Source organism: Paenibacillus sp. 01T443 (assembly GCF_056398325.1).
This window is the reverse complement of the sequence record NZ_JBFTPE010000008.1, coordinates 205,585-221,342: the sequence shown is the minus strand read 5'-3', so window position 1 is coordinate 221,342 and position 15,758 is coordinate 205,585. Positions and strand designations below refer to the sequence as shown.

Genomic DNA, 15,758 nt, shown 5'->3' with positions numbered 1-15,758 from the left:
AGGGCTGCAGCTTTGTTTATAAAATAGGTCAGACTTATTATTCCTGAACAGACACGCCTTCAATATCCTGAATCGAGAACCACTCGCCATCGACCATGAAGCGGCCTTTCAGCTGGTCAATCCGTTCTACGATGCCGATGACCGCGAGCTCTTCGAGCGGGTGGAACAAACGGAGCGCAATCGGCTGCCGCTGCTGCAGCGACTCCGTCACGGAGCGGGCCACATGCTCCCATTCCTGCTCGTCAAGCTCCACGCGCTCCCGCAGCCGTAAACTCTTCTCATGCTCATTAATCGCGACCTTGTGCTCGGGCAGCATCATGCGGCTGGATTCCCAAAGCCCGTTTCCTACAAGCTTCTTTCTCATTTGTAATGTCCTCCGATCTTCTCCGAGCGATGGAGCGCTTGACCGGCCGGCGTAACGGACACCGCTCTCAAAATAACGGCGTCTCCGTACTTTTGCTTCAGGGCATCCGTCGCTTTCTCAAGCGCCATTGTTTTCTCGCGCTGCGTGTCGAATAAAGAAAGCTGATATTCGTCATCCTGGGAAAATTGCGACAGGCTGACGCCAACCTTCCTCACCGGATAGCCGTCCCAGTGCCGCAGCACCAGCTGGATGGCGGCGCGATAAACCTGATTGGTGATGTTCGTTGGATCGTCCATTTTCATTTGCCGGCTGAAGCCGGTCGGCCGATCATAATCGGCGCCCATCAAGCCAACCGAAACGACATGCCCCATATACCCTTTGCCTCGGCAGCGCTGGCAGACGAGCTCAGTCAGCTCAAGCAGCACGACCTTGATTTCCTCAAGCGTTCCATAGTCGCGCGGCAGCGTCATCATATGCCCTACCGCCTTCGGAGCGACCTCATGCGTCCCCGGGGTAACGGGGCTATTATCGATCCCATTGGCGATATTCCAGTATAACTCCGCGTTGATATCAGAGTTTTTACCAAGCTTGCGGCGCATCATCAGCTTCAGCTTATCAAGCGGCGTCGCGGCGAGCTTGCCGATTGTTTCCAGCCCCATGAACTGAAAATGCCTCGTCATCCGGCTGCCGACCATGAACATTTTGGAAATGGGCAGGGTCCATAGTGTTTCAGGAAGCTTTTCTTTTGTCAAAATATAGATCCCGGAATCGTTTTTCTTCGCGTAGTTGTCACAGGCCGTCTTCGCTAACATTTTGTTCTCCGCAATGCCGAAGCGGGTGTATATGCCGAGCTCGGCTTGAATGCGGGTTTGGATGTGATGCGCCAGCTCCTCCGGCGAGCCGTATAAATGGAGCGAGCCTGTCACATCGAGAAACTGCTCATCGATGGAATAGGGTTCAACGAGGTCGGTATAGGCTTGGTAAATGCGCGTAATCGTCATCGAAATGTCAATGTACAGCTGCATTCGCGGCCGGATGATGACTAAATTCGGGCATTTCGCAAGCGAATCGCCGAGCCGTTCGGCAGTCGTTACCCCAAATGACTTGGCGATGGGGCAAGCTGCCAAAATAATGCCCGATCGGCGCTCGGGATCCCCCGCAACGACAAGCGGCAAATCGTGGTACTCGGGATGCTCCGCCTTCTCGACGGATGCATAAAAGGATTGGCAATCTGCAAGCATAATAACTTTATTAGGAGACATCTCGACTCACCAGCTCTGCCGCTAATACATTTGCTGCGAGAAAGACGCGCTGCGCGCCGGAGTCGAGACAAAAGGCTCTGATATAGCCGTCTCTGACAGAGAGGACCCGAATTCTCCGCTTCGTAAACACTCCTTTTTTGCTTATATAAATGACATCAACGACACAACCGATCGTATTGAACCATTTTTCCAATGCCATGATGCTCCTCCTTCAAGGTAAGAACGTTTGTTCTTATTATATACAGAACATGCGTTCTTATACTACAGGATTTTTGTGGTTATTTTTGACAAGGGCTGGTTGTTGGTTCATCGGGACATCAGGAAGCCAATTTGCGTACTCGACGAGGGATATAAAGCTGTATTCGATCTCCGATGCGCGAAAGTTCCCTGCGAGTAAGAATGCAATTAGAATGCTGCCGGATGCGAATTAATCATACAGGGAAGAGGGCGGTTCAACGCGGACTGTCCTCTTTCCTGTATGCCATGGATAATACCGTACATATTTAAACCCATAATGCGCCAAAATAGAAGCAACATGGAAACGAAAGGTGCCGTTATGAACAAACAAAACGCAGGTACGCCGTTTAGCCCATCGCTGCATGCGAACGTCGATACGATTCGTAAACGCTTCGGCGGCAGCTCAGATATCGTTATCCGGATGTTTCGCAGCGATGCGGCTCCAGAACGTGAGATTGCGATACTCTATGTGGATGGAATCGTAGATATGGAGACGATTAACGAAAGCATTATGGAGCCGTTAATGTCAATGAAACTTCCTCCGCATGCTTACGTCAAGGGCGGCAAGCTGCTGGATGCGCTTCGTAACTGCGTCGTTTCGATCGGATCGGTGCAAACGATAAATACATTTGAGCAGGCGCTGCAATTTATGGTGGAAGGGCTCTGCGTAATTATGGCAGACGGAAGCGCTGAGGCATTGATTGCTGACGTGTGCGGAGGAGAGGTGCGAAGCGTCACGATTCCCCAGACACAGACGGTCATTCGGGGGCCGCAGCACGGCTTTGTGGAAAGCATTCATACGAATATTAGCTTGGTCCGACGCATTATTCGCTCCTCTGATCTTCACGTGCAGATGCATAAGATTGGCCAGCAAACTCATACCAACGTGGCCGTACTGTATTTGCACGGAATAGTGGATGAAGGAATCGTGAAAGAGGTTTACCGCAGATTGGCGGATATCGAGATCGACGGCGTGCTCGAGAGCGGCTATATCGAAGAATTCATTCAAGATGAGACCTTTACGCTGTTTCCAACGATGTTGAATTCGGAGAGGCCGGATACGGTAGCGGCAGCGCTGCTCGAGGGAAGAGTAGCGGTTATGGTCGACGGCTCGCCTATGGCTTTAATGGCCCCCACTACCTTTTTCACTTTTTTTCAGTCGCCAGAGGATTATTATCAAAGATTTGATATTGCAACATTCGTCCGTCTCATTCGTTACGGCGCCTATGTCGTTTCCATTGTGCTGCCAGCCTTGTACATCGCGGTAACGACCTATCATCAAGAGATGCTTCCGACAACCCTGCTTATTAGTCTAGCAGCACAGCGCGAAGGCATTCCGTTCCCCGGCCTAGTCGAAGCGCTTCTGATGGAGCTGACGTTCGAGGTGCTGCGGGAAGCGGGCCTGCGAATGCCGCGGGCCATCGGGCCTGCTATTTCCATCGTCGGCGCTCTCGTTTTAGGGCAGTCGGCTGTACAGGCGGGCATTGTTTCTGCGGGGATGGTTATCATTGTATCCTTTACGGCGATTTCGAATTTTGTTATGCCGGAATTCAATATGGCGGCCACCTCACGTATTATCCGGTTTCTGTTCATGATTATGGCCGGTATTTTTGGTTTTTTCGGTATTTTTATCTCGGTGCTGTTTATGCTGATTCATCTGACGTCGCTGCGCTCCTTCGGAGTGCCGTATATGTCTCCGATGGCGCCCGGTCCAACCAAGCAGGGACCATGGAGAGACGTATTCATAAGGCTGCCATGGTGGGCGATCGTCCTTCGGCCGCTTGATTTAAACCTGCGAAATCCAAAACGGAGGCCGAACGGGAAAAAGCCGCGGGCTCAGCGTCATTCCGATAAGGCTTAACGGGAGGAGGAACGGCAATGAATAAATGGAGGCTGCTTCTGCCGCTGCTTGTATGCTTGCTGGCAACGGGCTGCTGGAACCGCGTGGAGCTGAACGATATAGCGGTTATTTCCGCAACCGGCCTCGACTGGAAGGACGGGAATTGGGTGATTTCGTACCAGGTCGTTATTCCGCAGGCGATTTCCAGTCAAAGCGCTGCCGGCAACTCCGCCGCGGTCAATGTATTTTCAACGAAAGGCGAGAGCTTCCGAAGCGCGGTCAGCAAGGCAAGCCAGGAGACGTCGCGCCGTCTTTATTTCTCTCACACTCAAATCATCATCATAGGTCAAGAGGCTGCACGCAAAGGGCTGGGCCCGCTCCTCGATACCTATATGCGCAATCATGACTCCCGCGAGACCGTAAGCGTCTATATGGCGAAAGGAAGCGCGCGCCGTATGCTGGAGCAGCTCATCCCATTGGAGAAGATTCCAGGCGCAGCCATTCAGCGCATGATTACGAATGAAGAAGTGAACAGCTCCACCTTCCGTCAAATGACCATCCATCAAGTGCTGCTCGATTTGCTGGGTACGACACACGCGACCAGCATACCTGGCCTGGTTGTGTCAGGAGCGAATGAAAATATTGACAGGGCTGAGCAGCTGACGCATACCAGCACGCCCAGCAAGGTTAGATTGTATGATTTGGCGCTGATTGCAGGCGATAAGCTGGTAGGCTGGATTAACAATGAGGAGAGTCAAGGCGTTATGTTGCTTACCGATCATGTGAAGAGAACGACAATCGCCTTTGCATGCTCGGAGGACGGAGAGGAGAAGAGCTCCTCTGTTCGCATTATCCATGCGAAGACTAAGCTGAGTCCCGAACCTTCAAGCGGCAAGTGGATTATGCATGTGAATGTGAATGCGGACGGTATGCTGATGGAATACAATTGCGAGGGCGACCTCGCAAAGCCGAAGCAAGTAGAGGAGGTTGAGCGGCTCATTGAAGGTGAAATAAAATCCATAATAGAGCATGGCTGGAAGGCCGTTCGCAAGCACCGGACCGATGTCATCGGCTTTGGCAGCGCAATTCACAAAAAATATCCGAAGCAATGGTCAAAAGTAAGCGACAGCTGGCCGGAGCTGTTTCCGAACACGGAAGTAAAGGTTTCGGTAAAGGTGAAGCTGAATTCCGCAGGCATGAGCGGAAGCGGATTTAAAAAGGAACAGAAAAAGAGCAGCTCATAGGCGGAAAGGAGAACGTATGCAGCAGATCGGGAAAAATCAGCTTTCTATTCTGATCGTCGTTTTTTTGATCGGCAGCACGCCATTGTTCGAGCTCGGCATTAAGGCAAAACAGGATGCTTGGATGGCAATGACGCTTGCTGCGTTTGCCGGACTGCTGCTTACCGTGATGTACGTTCGCATACAGAAGCGTTCTCCTGAATCGGAGCTTGCCGAGCTTTACATCATGCATTTCGGACGGTGGATCGGCGGTTTTATCGGAATTCTACACGCCATATGGTTTGCTTACGAATCGATGCGAAACGTACGGGATGTCGGCGAGCTTACGATGATGGCGCTTCTGACCTTTACGCCAAAGTGGATTATTATGCTGCTCATCCTGAGCGCTGCGGCTTATACCGTAAGCAAAGGAATTGAAGTATTCGTCCGCGTCGTGCAGCTGTTGTTTCCGGTCGTAGCCATTAGCTATGCTTCCATTCTTATGCTGCTTTTCATTTCGAGACTGCCTAAATTATCGCAATTAATGCCGATCTTAGAAAATGGCTTCGGTCCGGTCGTAAAGGCGGCATTTCCGGATTTATTGTCCTTTCCTTTTGGGCAAATGGTCATTTTTCTTGTTTTTTGGAAGCATGTGAGCGAGAAAAAAATCATCGGACGAGCCTCCTATTGGGCTTTTATCGGGGTATCTGCATTCCTTATCCTGATGAATTCACTCACCATGTGCGTATTAGGCCCGGAGCTTGCCTCCATTATGGCACTGCCGCTGCTTGAGGTCGTCCAATTGATTAGGCTCGCTAACTTTTTGGAGCGGCTTGATGTTATTGTGACGCTGCTTTTGTTTATCGGTCTCTACGTGAAAATGACGGCGCTGTACATGGCATCTGTCTTCACGTTGAAGACGGTAACAGGCATAGCGTACCGCTACTGCGTGCTGCCGATCGGTCTCGCCATTTATGGGGCTTCATTCCTGGAGCCAAATAACACGTACCATATCTGGATCGGGCTCGATATTACGCTGAAGATCGTTCCCCTATTTCAGGTTGTGCTGCCATTTCTTATGCTTGTGGTAGGTATACGGAAGAAATATAAATCAGCTGGATAGGCTCGTCGTCATCATGCATTTCTCACCGAAAAGACTGTGCCGACATATTTTATGGGTACAGCTTGAAATATTGGCTTTATAAAACGAAGTGTGTTTTATCCTGCTTATATTTTATCGCGAAACGAGCTTTTGCCGCCAAAGGACTGCGTGAGCCGTTTATGCTTGCTTGAGGGGGATACGCGCGTGAGCGATGCCAGCGGATGCATAACAAGCATCATTCTTGTTACCTACAATAAACTCGAGTACACGAAGCAATGCGTGGAGAGCATTCGGAGACATACGCAGCGGGGCTGCTATGAGCTGATTATTGTAGATAACGGGTCGACGGATAACACGGTGGATTGGGCAAAAAGTGAAAGCGACATCATATTTATTGAAACCGAAAGCAATGCAGGTTTTCCGAAAGGCTGCAATCAAGGGATTGCAGCGGCTTCGGGCGATCTCCTGCTGCTGCTTAATAACGATACAATTGTTACGCCGGGCTGGCTTGACGGTTTAAAACGCTGCTTGTTCAGCGACGATCGAATCGGAGCAGTAAGCCCCGTTACGAACTCGGCCTCCTACTGGACGTCAATTCCGGTTACGTATAAAACGGTGGAGGAGATGGAGCTGTTCGCGTCTGCACTTCACGCGATACCCGACCGTACGAGATGGGAGGAACGCGTGAAGCTGGCGGGCTACTGCCTGCTTATGCGTCGCGAGGCTTGGGAGCGGGTCGGACCGCTTGATGAGAGCTTCCGCATCGGCAGCTTTGAGGATGATGATTACGGACTGCGGCTGCGCTTGGCGGGATATAAGCTCATGTTATGCGGGGATGTCTTTATTCATCATTTTGGCAGCATTACCTTTGGCTCAGAGCCGGAGCTGTTTCAACGAACCTTCAAGGAAAACGAGAATCTTTTTATGGAGAAATGGGGCTTTCATCCAGAAGAAGCTACGCATATACGGATGGATTTCAATACCGTCATCGGGCGGGAATCTCATGGGTACAGGCGCGAGGATTGCTCCATCCTGGAAATTGGCTGCGGCTGCGGAGCGACGCTGCTCCATTTGAAGCAGCAGTTCCCAGCTGCCAAATGGTTCGGCGTCGAAGGCAATGAGCTGGCGGCTAAAGTGGCTGAGGCATCGGGCATTACAGTATTCCGGTCAAACGACCCGGCACAATGGATGATTCCAGCCGAAGGTCTCGACGGGATTATGATCGGTGATGCCCATGCTTACGGGACGCCGCAAGCAATGAATCGGCTTGTCCGTTTGCTGAAGCCGGGAGGCTGGATTATCGGCTGCTTCGCGAACCGTTTTTATTTTGAGAACATCAGGCAGTATTTAGATCCTTCGAATGTTAAAGCCCAGCGCCAAACGGTTATCCAGTACACGATGCAGCAGGTCAGCCGGTTATTTGCGCAGGCCGGCTTCTCCTATGTAAAGGTCACGCTCGCCGAAAATAAACCGGAGGATCAGCTGGCTTATATTCGATTGCTGGAGCAGCTAACGGATGGAGTGATTACGAAGGAGCTGACCGCCGCCTATCTCCTTGTATATGGGCGCGTCGCGCTTGCAGCCAGTGAGCAGGATGAAGACGAAAACGAAGAGCCTGCTGGAGCGGAGGCGGCGCTGGATGGTGGCTTAGAGCAACGTTACAGACCTGATGATAATCATTTTCAAAAAAAAACTAGCATTATACTTGGGTTTTGCTATACAATTGGTGTTGTTGACGAAAACCGAATATGTTCCGGGGAGCTGGTTAGGCCGGCTGAGAGGGAGTTATCAGTACAATTCCGACCCGTTAAACCTGATCTGGATAATGCCAGCGTAGGGACAGAAGCTCTGTTTAGAAAGCCGGCTGGTCGATTCGATCAAGCATCTGCTGGCTCAAACAGCTGCAAAGCCGATTATATGGCGTCCTCCGGATTAGGAGGGCGTTTTTTTTAATATATAAGAATTTATAAGTTTTCACTTATAAATGTGCTTATATATCTCCGCGAAACGATAGCTTTTGCCACTGAGGACGGCGACAGCCGTTTACGCTTGTTGCAGCGCGAAGGTTGCAGCTTGACTCCGGATATTACGAGGACTCGTCGCCTTATACAAATAGAAGCAGTGAGAGGGGAACAAAACATCATGAATCCGAAAAAAGCAGGGAAAATGTCATGGAGGCTGACAGCCGCTATGCTCGTCTTCGTCATGGCGCTGGCAGGCTGCGGTGCAAACAATACCGCGCCGGCAGCGACTGAGCAGCCGCAAGAGCAAGAGGGAGCAGCGGATAAGCCGCTTGAGAAGGTACAGGTCGTATTGGACTGGACGCCGAACACAAACCATACCGGGCTGTATGTCGCTAGAGATAAAGGCTTTTTCAAGGAGCAAGGACTGGACGTAGAAATTATTCAACCGGGTCAAAGCGGGGCTGATCAAATGGTCGCTTCGGGCAACGTGCAATTCGGCGTAAGCTACCAAGAGTCGATTACGCTGGCGCGTATCTCAGGGGTTCCGTTAGTATCGATCGCGGCCGTTATCCAGCATAACACCTCAGGCTTTGCGTCGCCGCTAGCCAAAGGAATCGATTCGCCGGAGAAATTCGAAGGCAAAACCTACGGCGGCTGGGGAGCTCCCGTTGAGGAGGCGGTTATACAATCGCTTATGCAGGAAAAGGGCGCAGACGTTAGCAAGGTGAACATGATCAGCATCGGCGACAGCGACTTTTTCACGGCGGTAAAACGCGACATTGATTTTGCATGGATCTATTATGCGTGGACAGGCGTGGAGGCTGAGCTTCGCGGCGAGAAAATCAACATGCTTTATCTGACGGATTACAGCGACAAGCTGGATTATTATACGCCAGTTCTTGCTACGAGCGAGGCGATGATCAAGGACAAGCCGGAGATCGTTAAAGCATTCACGGCTGCTGCGGCAAAAGGCTACCAATACGCGATCGACAACCCGGACGATGCAGCGGAGATTTTGATCAAAGCAGAACCGGATCTGAACGCAGAACTTGTGCGCGCAAGCCAAAAATGGCTGAGTCCAAAATACAAGGATGATGCGCCGCGCTGGGGTGAGCAGAAGCTGAGCGTTTGGGAGAATTACGCAAGCTGGATGTTCGAGCACAAGCTGCTGGAGAAAGAACTTGAAGCGGACAAAGCATTTACGAATGAGTTTTTGCCGGAATAATAGCTAAATGCAATATGGGAAGGCGGTATCGACCGCTGACTTTGACAACGATGAGAGAGAGGGAATACAAATGGCAAACGCATTAGTAAGCATTCAAATTTTACCGACAACGCCAGGCGGCGAGAGCGTCATTCCTTATGTAGACAAGGCAATCGAAATCATTAAGGCAGCGGGAGTGCCGTACCGCGTTGCACCGCTCGAAACCACGATGGAAGGCGAGCTTAGCCATTTGCTTGGCGTGGTGCAGTCGATGAGCGAGGCCATGACAGAGATGGGCTGTCCATCCGTTATTTCGCAAATTAAAATTTATTATAATCCGGCAAACGGCGCTTCAATGGGCAGGCTGCTGGAGAAATATCCAGATGGGCAATAAGAGAAGCTTCTGGACGAAAATATGGCCGCCTGCCGTACTGCTTATCGTATTGCTCTCTGGCTGGCAGGCTGCGGCATGGCTTGAATTATTTGATCAATGGCTGATCCCATCGCCGATTTCTATCATAGAAGAAACGATTGAAATTTGGCCGCGGTTAATGGAACATACAGAAGCAACGGTGCGGCTTACGCTGCTCGGCTTCGCGGGAGGATCGGCGGTGGGCTTCGTGCTCGCCGCTTTGCTGCATTTAATTCCCGGCGTACGAACGGCGGTATATCCGCTGCTTGTCCTGTCGCAAAATATTCCCATTATCGCGATTGCGCCTATTTTGACGATGCTCCTTGGCTATGGATTGCTGCCGAAGGCACTGCTTGTCATCATGGTTTGCTTCTTCCCGATTACGGTGGCTATGCTGAGCGGACTCATGAATACCGATGCGCAGCTTCGCAATTATTTGCAAATGATCGGCATTCGCAAGCTGCAGCTGTTTTGGCGGCTGGAGCTTCCGCATGCGATCGTTCATTTATTTTCCGGCTTAAGAATTGCTGCCTCTTATAGCGTACTGAGCGCGATTGTAGCTGAATGGCTTGGCACAAACAAAGGTCTTGGGGCATTTATGCTCATCTCGTCCAAAGGCTTTATGCCGGACCGGGTGTTTGCGGCTGTTTTTATTATCGTCGGACTCAGCTTAACGCTGTTTGGTCTAGTGACACTGGCAGAGCGCCTCATCATTCGTTGGCGCCCTGAGAAAGAGGTGAGGTAGCGGATGGGTTTCACAGAAGGAAAGCATTCGGCTACGCTGCAGGTGCAGAACATCCGGAAGAAGTATGGCAAGGGAGCGTCAAGCAAAGAGGTGCTTGCTGGTTTGTCCTTTGCTGTAGCGGATGGAGAATTCGTATCCATTGTGGGACCATCCGGCAGCGGGAAAACGACGTTGTTCCAAGTCATTGGCGGCTTGGAGCAGCCGTCGGAAGGCGAAATTTGGATCAATGGGAAGCATACGACCGGTGAGCGCGGACATATCTCTTATATGCCGCAGCAGTCGTCGCTGCTGCCATGGGAGACCGTTGCAGGCAATATCGAGCTATCACTGAAGATTTCGGGCGTTGACCGCAAGACGGCGAAGCTTAAGACGAAAGAGTGGCTGGAGCGAATCGGTTTGGATGAATATGCGAATGATTATCCGCATGTGCTCTCCGGCGGCATGCAGCAGCGAGTTTCCTTTCTGCGCGCGCTGCTTGCACCGCAGCGTTTGATGCTGCTGGATGAGCCGTTTGGCGCTTTGGACGCTTTAACCCGGATGCAAATGCAGCAGTGGCTCATGTCAATATGGGAGCAGAACCGGAGGTCGGTGCTGCTCGTCACACATAGCATAGAGGAAGCCTTGTTTCTGTCGGATCGGATCATTGTGCTATCTGCGTCTCCGGCGGAGGTACTGGAAGAATTTCAGGTTCCCTTCGAGCGACCGCGCCATGAGGCTTTATGGACGGATCCGCGGTTCAATGCGCTGAAGCAGCGCATTTATGAGCTCCTTAAGGTCGGCACAAGGGAAGGGAGCGGATAATGGTGAACGATTTGGATAGAAAACAGAAGACTGCGGAGTCAAATTTGCTAACCGACGGATGCATTGACGCACATATCCATGTGGATCTGTATGCGGAGGAGAAGCGAGCAGCATTGCTTGAGCATGCCTTTGCAGAAGGTGTTGCAGCGGTGGTTGCGGTCTCGATGCATCTGGCATCGTCAAAAATAAATCGGGAAATCGCCGATCGTTACGCTGGACGCGTACATCCGGCATATGGCTTCCATCCCGAGCAGCCAATACCTTCCGGCGCGGAAGTAGATGAACTGTTCGCTTGGATTCGTATGCGCCATGCCGAGGGTGAACAGTTCGCGATTGGGGAGGTAGGACTTCCCTATTATACACGGTCGGAGGCAGAGGCGGCCCGGGAAGGTATAGCCTTTGACGAAAAGCCGTATTTGGAGCTTCTTGAGCGGTTCGCCGCGTTAGCTGCAGAGCTGGATCGACCGATTATTCTACATGCTGTGTATGAGGATGCTGAAAAGGCTTGTGATATTTTAGAGAAACACGGCGTTCGTAAAGCGCATTTCCATTGGTTCAAGGGCAGTGCGGACGTTATTAGCCGAATGGCTGCAAGCGGCTATATGGTGTCTGTAACGCCAGATGTTGCTTACGAGGAAGAAATCCAGCGGCTTGTAGTGCAGTATCCTATCGAGCAGCTGATGGTCGAAACAGATGGGCCTTGGCCCTTCGAAGGGCCGTATGAGGGGCATCAGACAAAGCCGCAAATGGCAGCAGACGCAGCGACGCATATTGCGCGCATTAAGCAGCTGCCTGCTCCGCAGGTTACGGAACTTTTGCTTGCGAATACTCGCCGATTTTACGGTATTTAATAAGGGTTGCCGAGCGTCGCTTCGTTAGAGGAATTCTCTAGCGGGGCTTTTTTTTGCTTTGCAGTTGATTCCATTCGAAGCAGGAAATTTTTGTATGACAGCGAATCCTTTAACAAAATGATTTTGTAACCATTATTAAAAGATACCTATCATCTAACGAGATACGTGTGATGAAATAAGGGGAATGACGGAGGTCAATGACAAATGATTAATGAGGTTTTTACGGCAGCCAGTAAGGGAGATACGACAAAATTAAAGGGGCTTCTAGAAATGAATCCTTTGTTCTCCAATATGGAGAATGACGATGGGATGACACCTTTAGGTTATGCGGCGCATTACGGTCAAACCAATGCCGTTCAGCTGCTGCTCGAGCATGGCGCCGATGTTAATGCTTTATCCCATTCCAAAATAAGCTATATCCCATCTAATACGGCCTTGCATGCGGCTATCGCCGGAGAAAGGGAAATGGAGGTCATAAAAATGCTGCTCGCGCATGATGCGAAGACGGACATTTTGGACAGCAATGGCCATACCAGCTTGCATTCAGCAGCATTCCATGATGACCAAATTGAATTAATCGATTTGTTGATCGAGCATGGAGCAGACATCCAGGCGAAGGCCGAAGGCGGGATAACGGCATTAACCTTGGCAGAAGAAAAAGGCAATTCCAAAGTGGCCGCCCGTCTAATAGAAAAAGGAGCCATTGAATAAACGCAGTGAAAGCAAAGTTTGCAATCGAATGTTTTGATGCAGCGGCAGTCTGGGGCTTTTTTAATCCGTCCTGGCTGCCGCTGCATTTATTTTCGTATCAAAATTAAGAAACGGAAATGCAGGAACCCGCTTTTTCGTACCCTAATGTCCATTGCCATTTGCTAGCCTGCTGCATACAAAGATATGGACAGGGTGCGATCACAAGCTGCGGCAAGCGGCAGAAGGGAGTGAGACAATGGCAAATCTGACTAGGAATCAATTTTTTGCAGTTCTGGCCCCTACAGTCATAAGGATTAGGCGTGAGGGGTCAATGATGTTTCCATCCGTCCGTTTGGCGCAAAATTTGCTTGAAACCGGCGGCGTTATTCATTCGTGGTACAATTTAGGCGGCATCAAGGTGGGCAGCGGACAAACAAATGCGTACTGGCAGGGAGAAGCAGTCGTGAAGGGGACATGGGAGGTTTTCGACGGGCGAAGCGAAAATACCCGGGCCGCATTCCGCGCCTACAAGAGCGTTTATCATTTTTACAAAGATTTGGATTTATTACTGGCAACCCCTCGCTATGAACGGGTTCGGAAGGCTTTGACGCCAGAGCGGCAAGCTGACATGCTCTTTGCATGCGGCTATGCGACAGATCCAGCTTATCCCGTTAAATTAAAAGCGATTATTAACCAGTATGGTTTAAAGAGATATGACGCCTTAGGCAGCAAACAATTCCCTCTGCCGGAGAAGCTGAAGGGTGCAGAGCAAATTGTTGTATTGCACCAAGGACTGGTAATTTCGGATGGCTATCTGCTTGGCGGAGTGACCTGGGTGCCAGCAAGACTTCTGGGAGAAGCACTCGGCGCAGAGATTGATTGGACGGGAATGCAGGTAACCGTCAACCAGAGGGCGCTGGAGTCCATTTTGTCCGAAGCAACGGGGTATGTACCCATTCGGGCATTGGCGGCAGAACTGGGGCTTACGGCGAGCTGGGACCCCTTAGCTAGAATCATATTGCTGGGGTAGGGAACGGACCAAAAGGAGTAGGTGAAACCGACAATCGACTAACTCGAGTGCCGGTTTCATTGCTGTGCTTAAATGGAAAGGTCATTTACCTTTTCGGGATGCGGCCCAAAAGGCGAGAATGATGAGGGGAATCAGGATGTACCACGGAATGGTAATGGTGCCTCCTACAATAAATGCCAGAGCCATCACGATGATGACGCCGAGAATAATGTACAAACAGCCTCTACCGAATGTTTCCATACTCAATCGCCTCCTAAAGCTTAGGCTTTGCCATGCAATGCCTTCTTCGCAAGCATCCACTTCCTGAAAGTATATTCGATAATAACGTTTTTATGGGTTGTATGGTTCCAAATAAAATGGAGTAATTAGCAGGACAGGGGAAATAAGCTTTACGGCGGGGATAGGTAAACCTGAAGAAAAGTAATTCTAGTAACGGAGACAAAAAAATGGCCCGCATCGCTGCGGGCCTGTGTCCTAGATCTATATATCAACAGTGGGGTTGATGTCTTTAAGTATAAATAAGGAACCTTAACTTGACCTTAAAAATCTTTGTCGGAATATTGAAATGATAAAATCAAATGATCAATTTTTTGATGAGATGATTTCATCGCTATCGTTCGGTATAGATTTGATGCGGCGGAGAAACAATAATCCGGAACGAAAAACTACACAATTAAGGGGACGAGTAAATGAAAAAGTTTTGGTCGATTTTCTGTTTAGCAGCATGCTTGACTTTTGTGCTTGCGGTACCTGCATTCGCTGATAATTCGAAGACAGGAACGATGGAGAACTACAACAATAGAGGTATGAGCAACACGGTCCCGGATACCGGCATGCGCTCTGATATCGAAAGAGGAGTAGAAAGAGGAGTCGATAAAGCGGCCCGTGCTTTGGACGTAGATGACCGTAACGATATGAATGCTAACAATTACAGAACAACTGCAGTGGATGACGATAATGGTATGGATTGGGGCTGGCTCGGTTTATTGGGTCTGATCGGATTAGCCGGTTTAAGAAACCGCCGTCAGGAGCGCACGTAATTGGTTATCTGAAATTACAAAAACCCTGCCAGTTCTGGCAGGGTTTTTGATTGGTCAATGAGGCTTATCAGATACATATCTTCCTTGTTCGGGTACTGCGATCTCTTTGAATTTCTGTGTTAACAAATCCAGGTTTGCTTTCAGGAACTCGCCGAACATCGGCTCTCCGTGCCCTGTAATCGCTAAATAAGGGTTCAGTGCAGCGAGCTTCTTTACAGATTTCTCGGCCTTAACCCAATCGGTCGTGAAGTACTTTGGCGGGCCGCTTATTTCCTGCTCTTGCGTCATGACTTTATAGAGCGATTCTTGCTTCACGGTTACAAAAGCATCACCGGCAATCAAAGTGCCGTCATCTTGGCGAAACAGAGAGATATGGCCTGGTGTATGGCCCGGCGTATGAATGTATTTCCAGTCCGGCAGCCCAGGAACGCTTCCATCCTCAGGCAGAGGGCGTACACGGTCGTCGAGATCGATTCCGTCATGCGGAAAGTAGGGGGACATCTCTGATATGAGTCCGCCGTGAACCGTAGGATCAGCCGGCGGATAGTCGGACTTGCCAGTTAAATATGGCAGCTCCAGCTTGTGTGCGTAAACGGGAACATTCCAATGTTCAATCAGCTCAATGACGGCACCGACATGATCAAAATGTCCGTGGGTCAAAATAATCGATTTAGGCGCAAAATCGAAACGCTCCTCCGCTTCTTTTATAATCTTTTTCGCAGATCTGGGCATTCCTGCATCAACCAAAACCCAGCCTCCGTGTTGATCCTTTGGATCACCGATGAAACACACATTTACGATTTGGATAGGGAAGCAATAGATATCAGGCCGATATGCAAGTCCCTCACCGCTTGCAAAGGTCGTAATAGGGATAAAAGTATCCTCAAACGAGCTCTCCAACGTAAACCGCCTCCTTTGTATGACATACCTCTATAAACTGTCCTAATGTTGGGAGGTTATTCTAATCACTGTATCGTTTCTGTTCGTAAGCTTTGA

The 15,758-nt window shown here is 50.2% G+C and carries 16 protein-coding genes, 1 pseudogene and 1 riboswitch; of the genes and pseudogenes, 12 read left to right on the top strand and 5 right to left on the bottom strand.

The window, feature by feature from the left end:
• Positions 1–37: 37 nt before the first annotated feature.
• Genes AC1DLI_RS14855 through AC1DLI_RS14845 form a run of 3 tightly spaced genes read right to left on the bottom strand, consistent with a single transcriptional unit; the run spans position 38 to position 1,825 of the window.
• A complete protein-coding gene (locus AC1DLI_RS14855) occupies positions 38–364 on the bottom strand; it encodes a YolD-like family protein (RefSeq protein WP_477603800.1) in 327 nt (108 codons plus the stop codon).
• Positions 361–1,626: a DNA polymerase IV gene (locus AC1DLI_RS14850; RefSeq protein ID WP_477603798.1), complete on the bottom strand. Its 1,266-nt coding sequence runs from the start codon at positions 1,624–1,626 to the stop codon at positions 361–363. The genes AC1DLI_RS14855 and AC1DLI_RS14850 overlap by 4 nt, the downstream gene beginning before the upstream one ends.
• On the bottom strand, positions 1,616–1,825 hold the full coding sequence (locus tag AC1DLI_RS14845; RefSeq protein ID WP_477603796.1) for a hypothetical protein: 210 nt from the start codon (positions 1,823–1,825) through the stop codon (positions 1,616–1,618). Before AC1DLI_RS14845 ends, AC1DLI_RS14850 begins: the two co-directional genes overlap by 11 nt.
• 357 nt (positions 1,826–2,182) lie before the next feature.
• Between AC1DLI_RS14845 and AC1DLI_RS14840 the strand changes: the two genes are divergently transcribed.
• The 11 genes and pseudogenes from AC1DLI_RS14840 (at position 2,183) to AC1DLI_RS14790 (ending at position 13,722) form a co-directional block, all read left to right on the top strand.
• Positions 2,183–3,724 carry a spore germination protein gene (locus AC1DLI_RS14840; protein WP_477603794.1) on the top strand — a complete coding sequence of 514 codons (1,542 nt, stop codon included), beginning with the start codon at positions 2,183–2,185 and terminating at the stop codon, positions 3,722–3,724.
• A gap of 17 nt (positions 3,725–3,741) precedes the next feature.
• The gene (locus tag AC1DLI_RS14835) at positions 3,742–4,947 is read left to right on the top strand and encodes a Ger(x)C family spore germination protein (RefSeq protein ID WP_477603792.1); all 1,206 of its coding nucleotides are present in this window, start codon (positions 3,742–3,744) and stop codon (positions 4,945–4,947) included.
• Between the two features lie 16 nt (positions 4,948–4,963).
• Positions 4,964–6,046, top strand: a complete 1,083-nt coding sequence (locus tag AC1DLI_RS14830; RefSeq protein WP_477603790.1) for a GerAB/ArcD/ProY family transporter — start codon at positions 4,964–4,966, stop codon at positions 6,044–6,046.
• Between the two features lie 90 nt (positions 6,047–6,136).
• Positions 6,137–7,315: pseudogene (locus AC1DLI_RS14825) on the top strand (glycosyltransferase); the annotation flags it as partial.
• 454 nt (positions 7,316–7,769) lie between these two features.
• A riboswitch (TPP riboswitch) is annotated at positions 7,770–7,882 on the top strand.
• Between the two features lie 285 nt (positions 7,883–8,167).
• Positions 8,168–9,214, top strand: a complete 1,047-nt coding sequence (locus tag AC1DLI_RS14820) for an ABC transporter substrate-binding protein (protein WP_477603788.1) — start codon at positions 8,168–8,170, stop codon at positions 9,212–9,214.
• 70 nt (positions 9,215–9,284) lie between these two features.
• Positions 9,285–9,587, top strand: a complete 303-nt coding sequence (locus AC1DLI_RS14815; protein ID WP_308994609.1) for a thiamine-binding protein — start codon at positions 9,285–9,287, stop codon at positions 9,585–9,587.
• Positions 9,577–10,350 carry an ABC transporter permease gene (locus AC1DLI_RS14810; protein ID WP_477603786.1) on the top strand — a complete coding sequence of 258 codons (774 nt, stop codon included), beginning with the start codon at positions 9,577–9,579 and terminating at the stop codon, positions 10,348–10,350. The genes AC1DLI_RS14815 and AC1DLI_RS14810 overlap by 11 nt, the downstream gene beginning before the upstream one ends.
• A gap of 3 nt (positions 10,351–10,353) precedes the next feature.
• The gene (locus AC1DLI_RS14805; RefSeq protein WP_477603784.1) at positions 10,354–11,151 is read left to right on the top strand and encodes an ABC transporter ATP-binding protein; all 798 of its coding nucleotides are present in this window, start codon (positions 10,354–10,356) and stop codon (positions 11,149–11,151) included.
• A complete protein-coding gene (locus AC1DLI_RS14800) occupies positions 11,151–12,002 on the top strand; it encodes a TatD family hydrolase (RefSeq protein WP_477603782.1) in 852 nt (283 codons plus the stop codon). The genes AC1DLI_RS14805 and AC1DLI_RS14800 overlap by 1 nt, the downstream gene beginning before the upstream one ends.
• Before the next feature lie 204 nt (positions 12,003–12,206).
• On the top strand, positions 12,207–12,713 hold the full coding sequence (locus AC1DLI_RS14795) for an ankyrin repeat domain-containing protein (RefSeq protein ID WP_477603780.1): 507 nt from the start codon (positions 12,207–12,209) through the stop codon (positions 12,711–12,713).
• A 310-nt stretch (positions 12,714–13,023) separates the two neighbouring features.
• The gene (locus AC1DLI_RS14790) at positions 13,024–13,722 is read left to right on the top strand and encodes a glucosaminidase domain-containing protein (protein ID WP_477603778.1); all 699 of its coding nucleotides are present in this window, start codon (positions 13,024–13,026) and stop codon (positions 13,720–13,722) included.
• Positions 13,723–13,803: 81 nt separating this feature from the next.
• On the opposite strand, the gene AC1DLI_RS14785 is transcribed toward AC1DLI_RS14790, so the two are convergent.
• Entirely contained in the window at positions 13,804–13,962 is a 159-nt protein-coding gene (locus AC1DLI_RS14785) for a hypothetical protein (protein ID WP_181425935.1), read from the bottom strand.
• Between the two features lie 449 nt (positions 13,963–14,411).
• On the opposite strand from AC1DLI_RS14785, the gene AC1DLI_RS14780 reads away from it, so the two are divergent.
• On the top strand, positions 14,412–14,762 hold the full coding sequence (locus AC1DLI_RS14780; protein ID WP_477603775.1) for a WGxxGxxG family protein: 351 nt from the start codon (positions 14,412–14,414) through the stop codon (positions 14,760–14,762).
• Between the two features lie 54 nt (positions 14,763–14,816).
• Here the strand turns inward: AC1DLI_RS14780 and AC1DLI_RS14775 are convergent, their stop codons facing one another.
• On the bottom strand, positions 14,817–15,662 hold the full coding sequence (locus tag AC1DLI_RS14775) for an MBL fold metallo-hydrolase (RefSeq protein WP_477603773.1): 846 nt from the start codon (positions 15,660–15,662) through the stop codon (positions 14,817–14,819).
• Between the last annotated feature and the right edge of the window lie 96 nt (positions 15,663–15,758).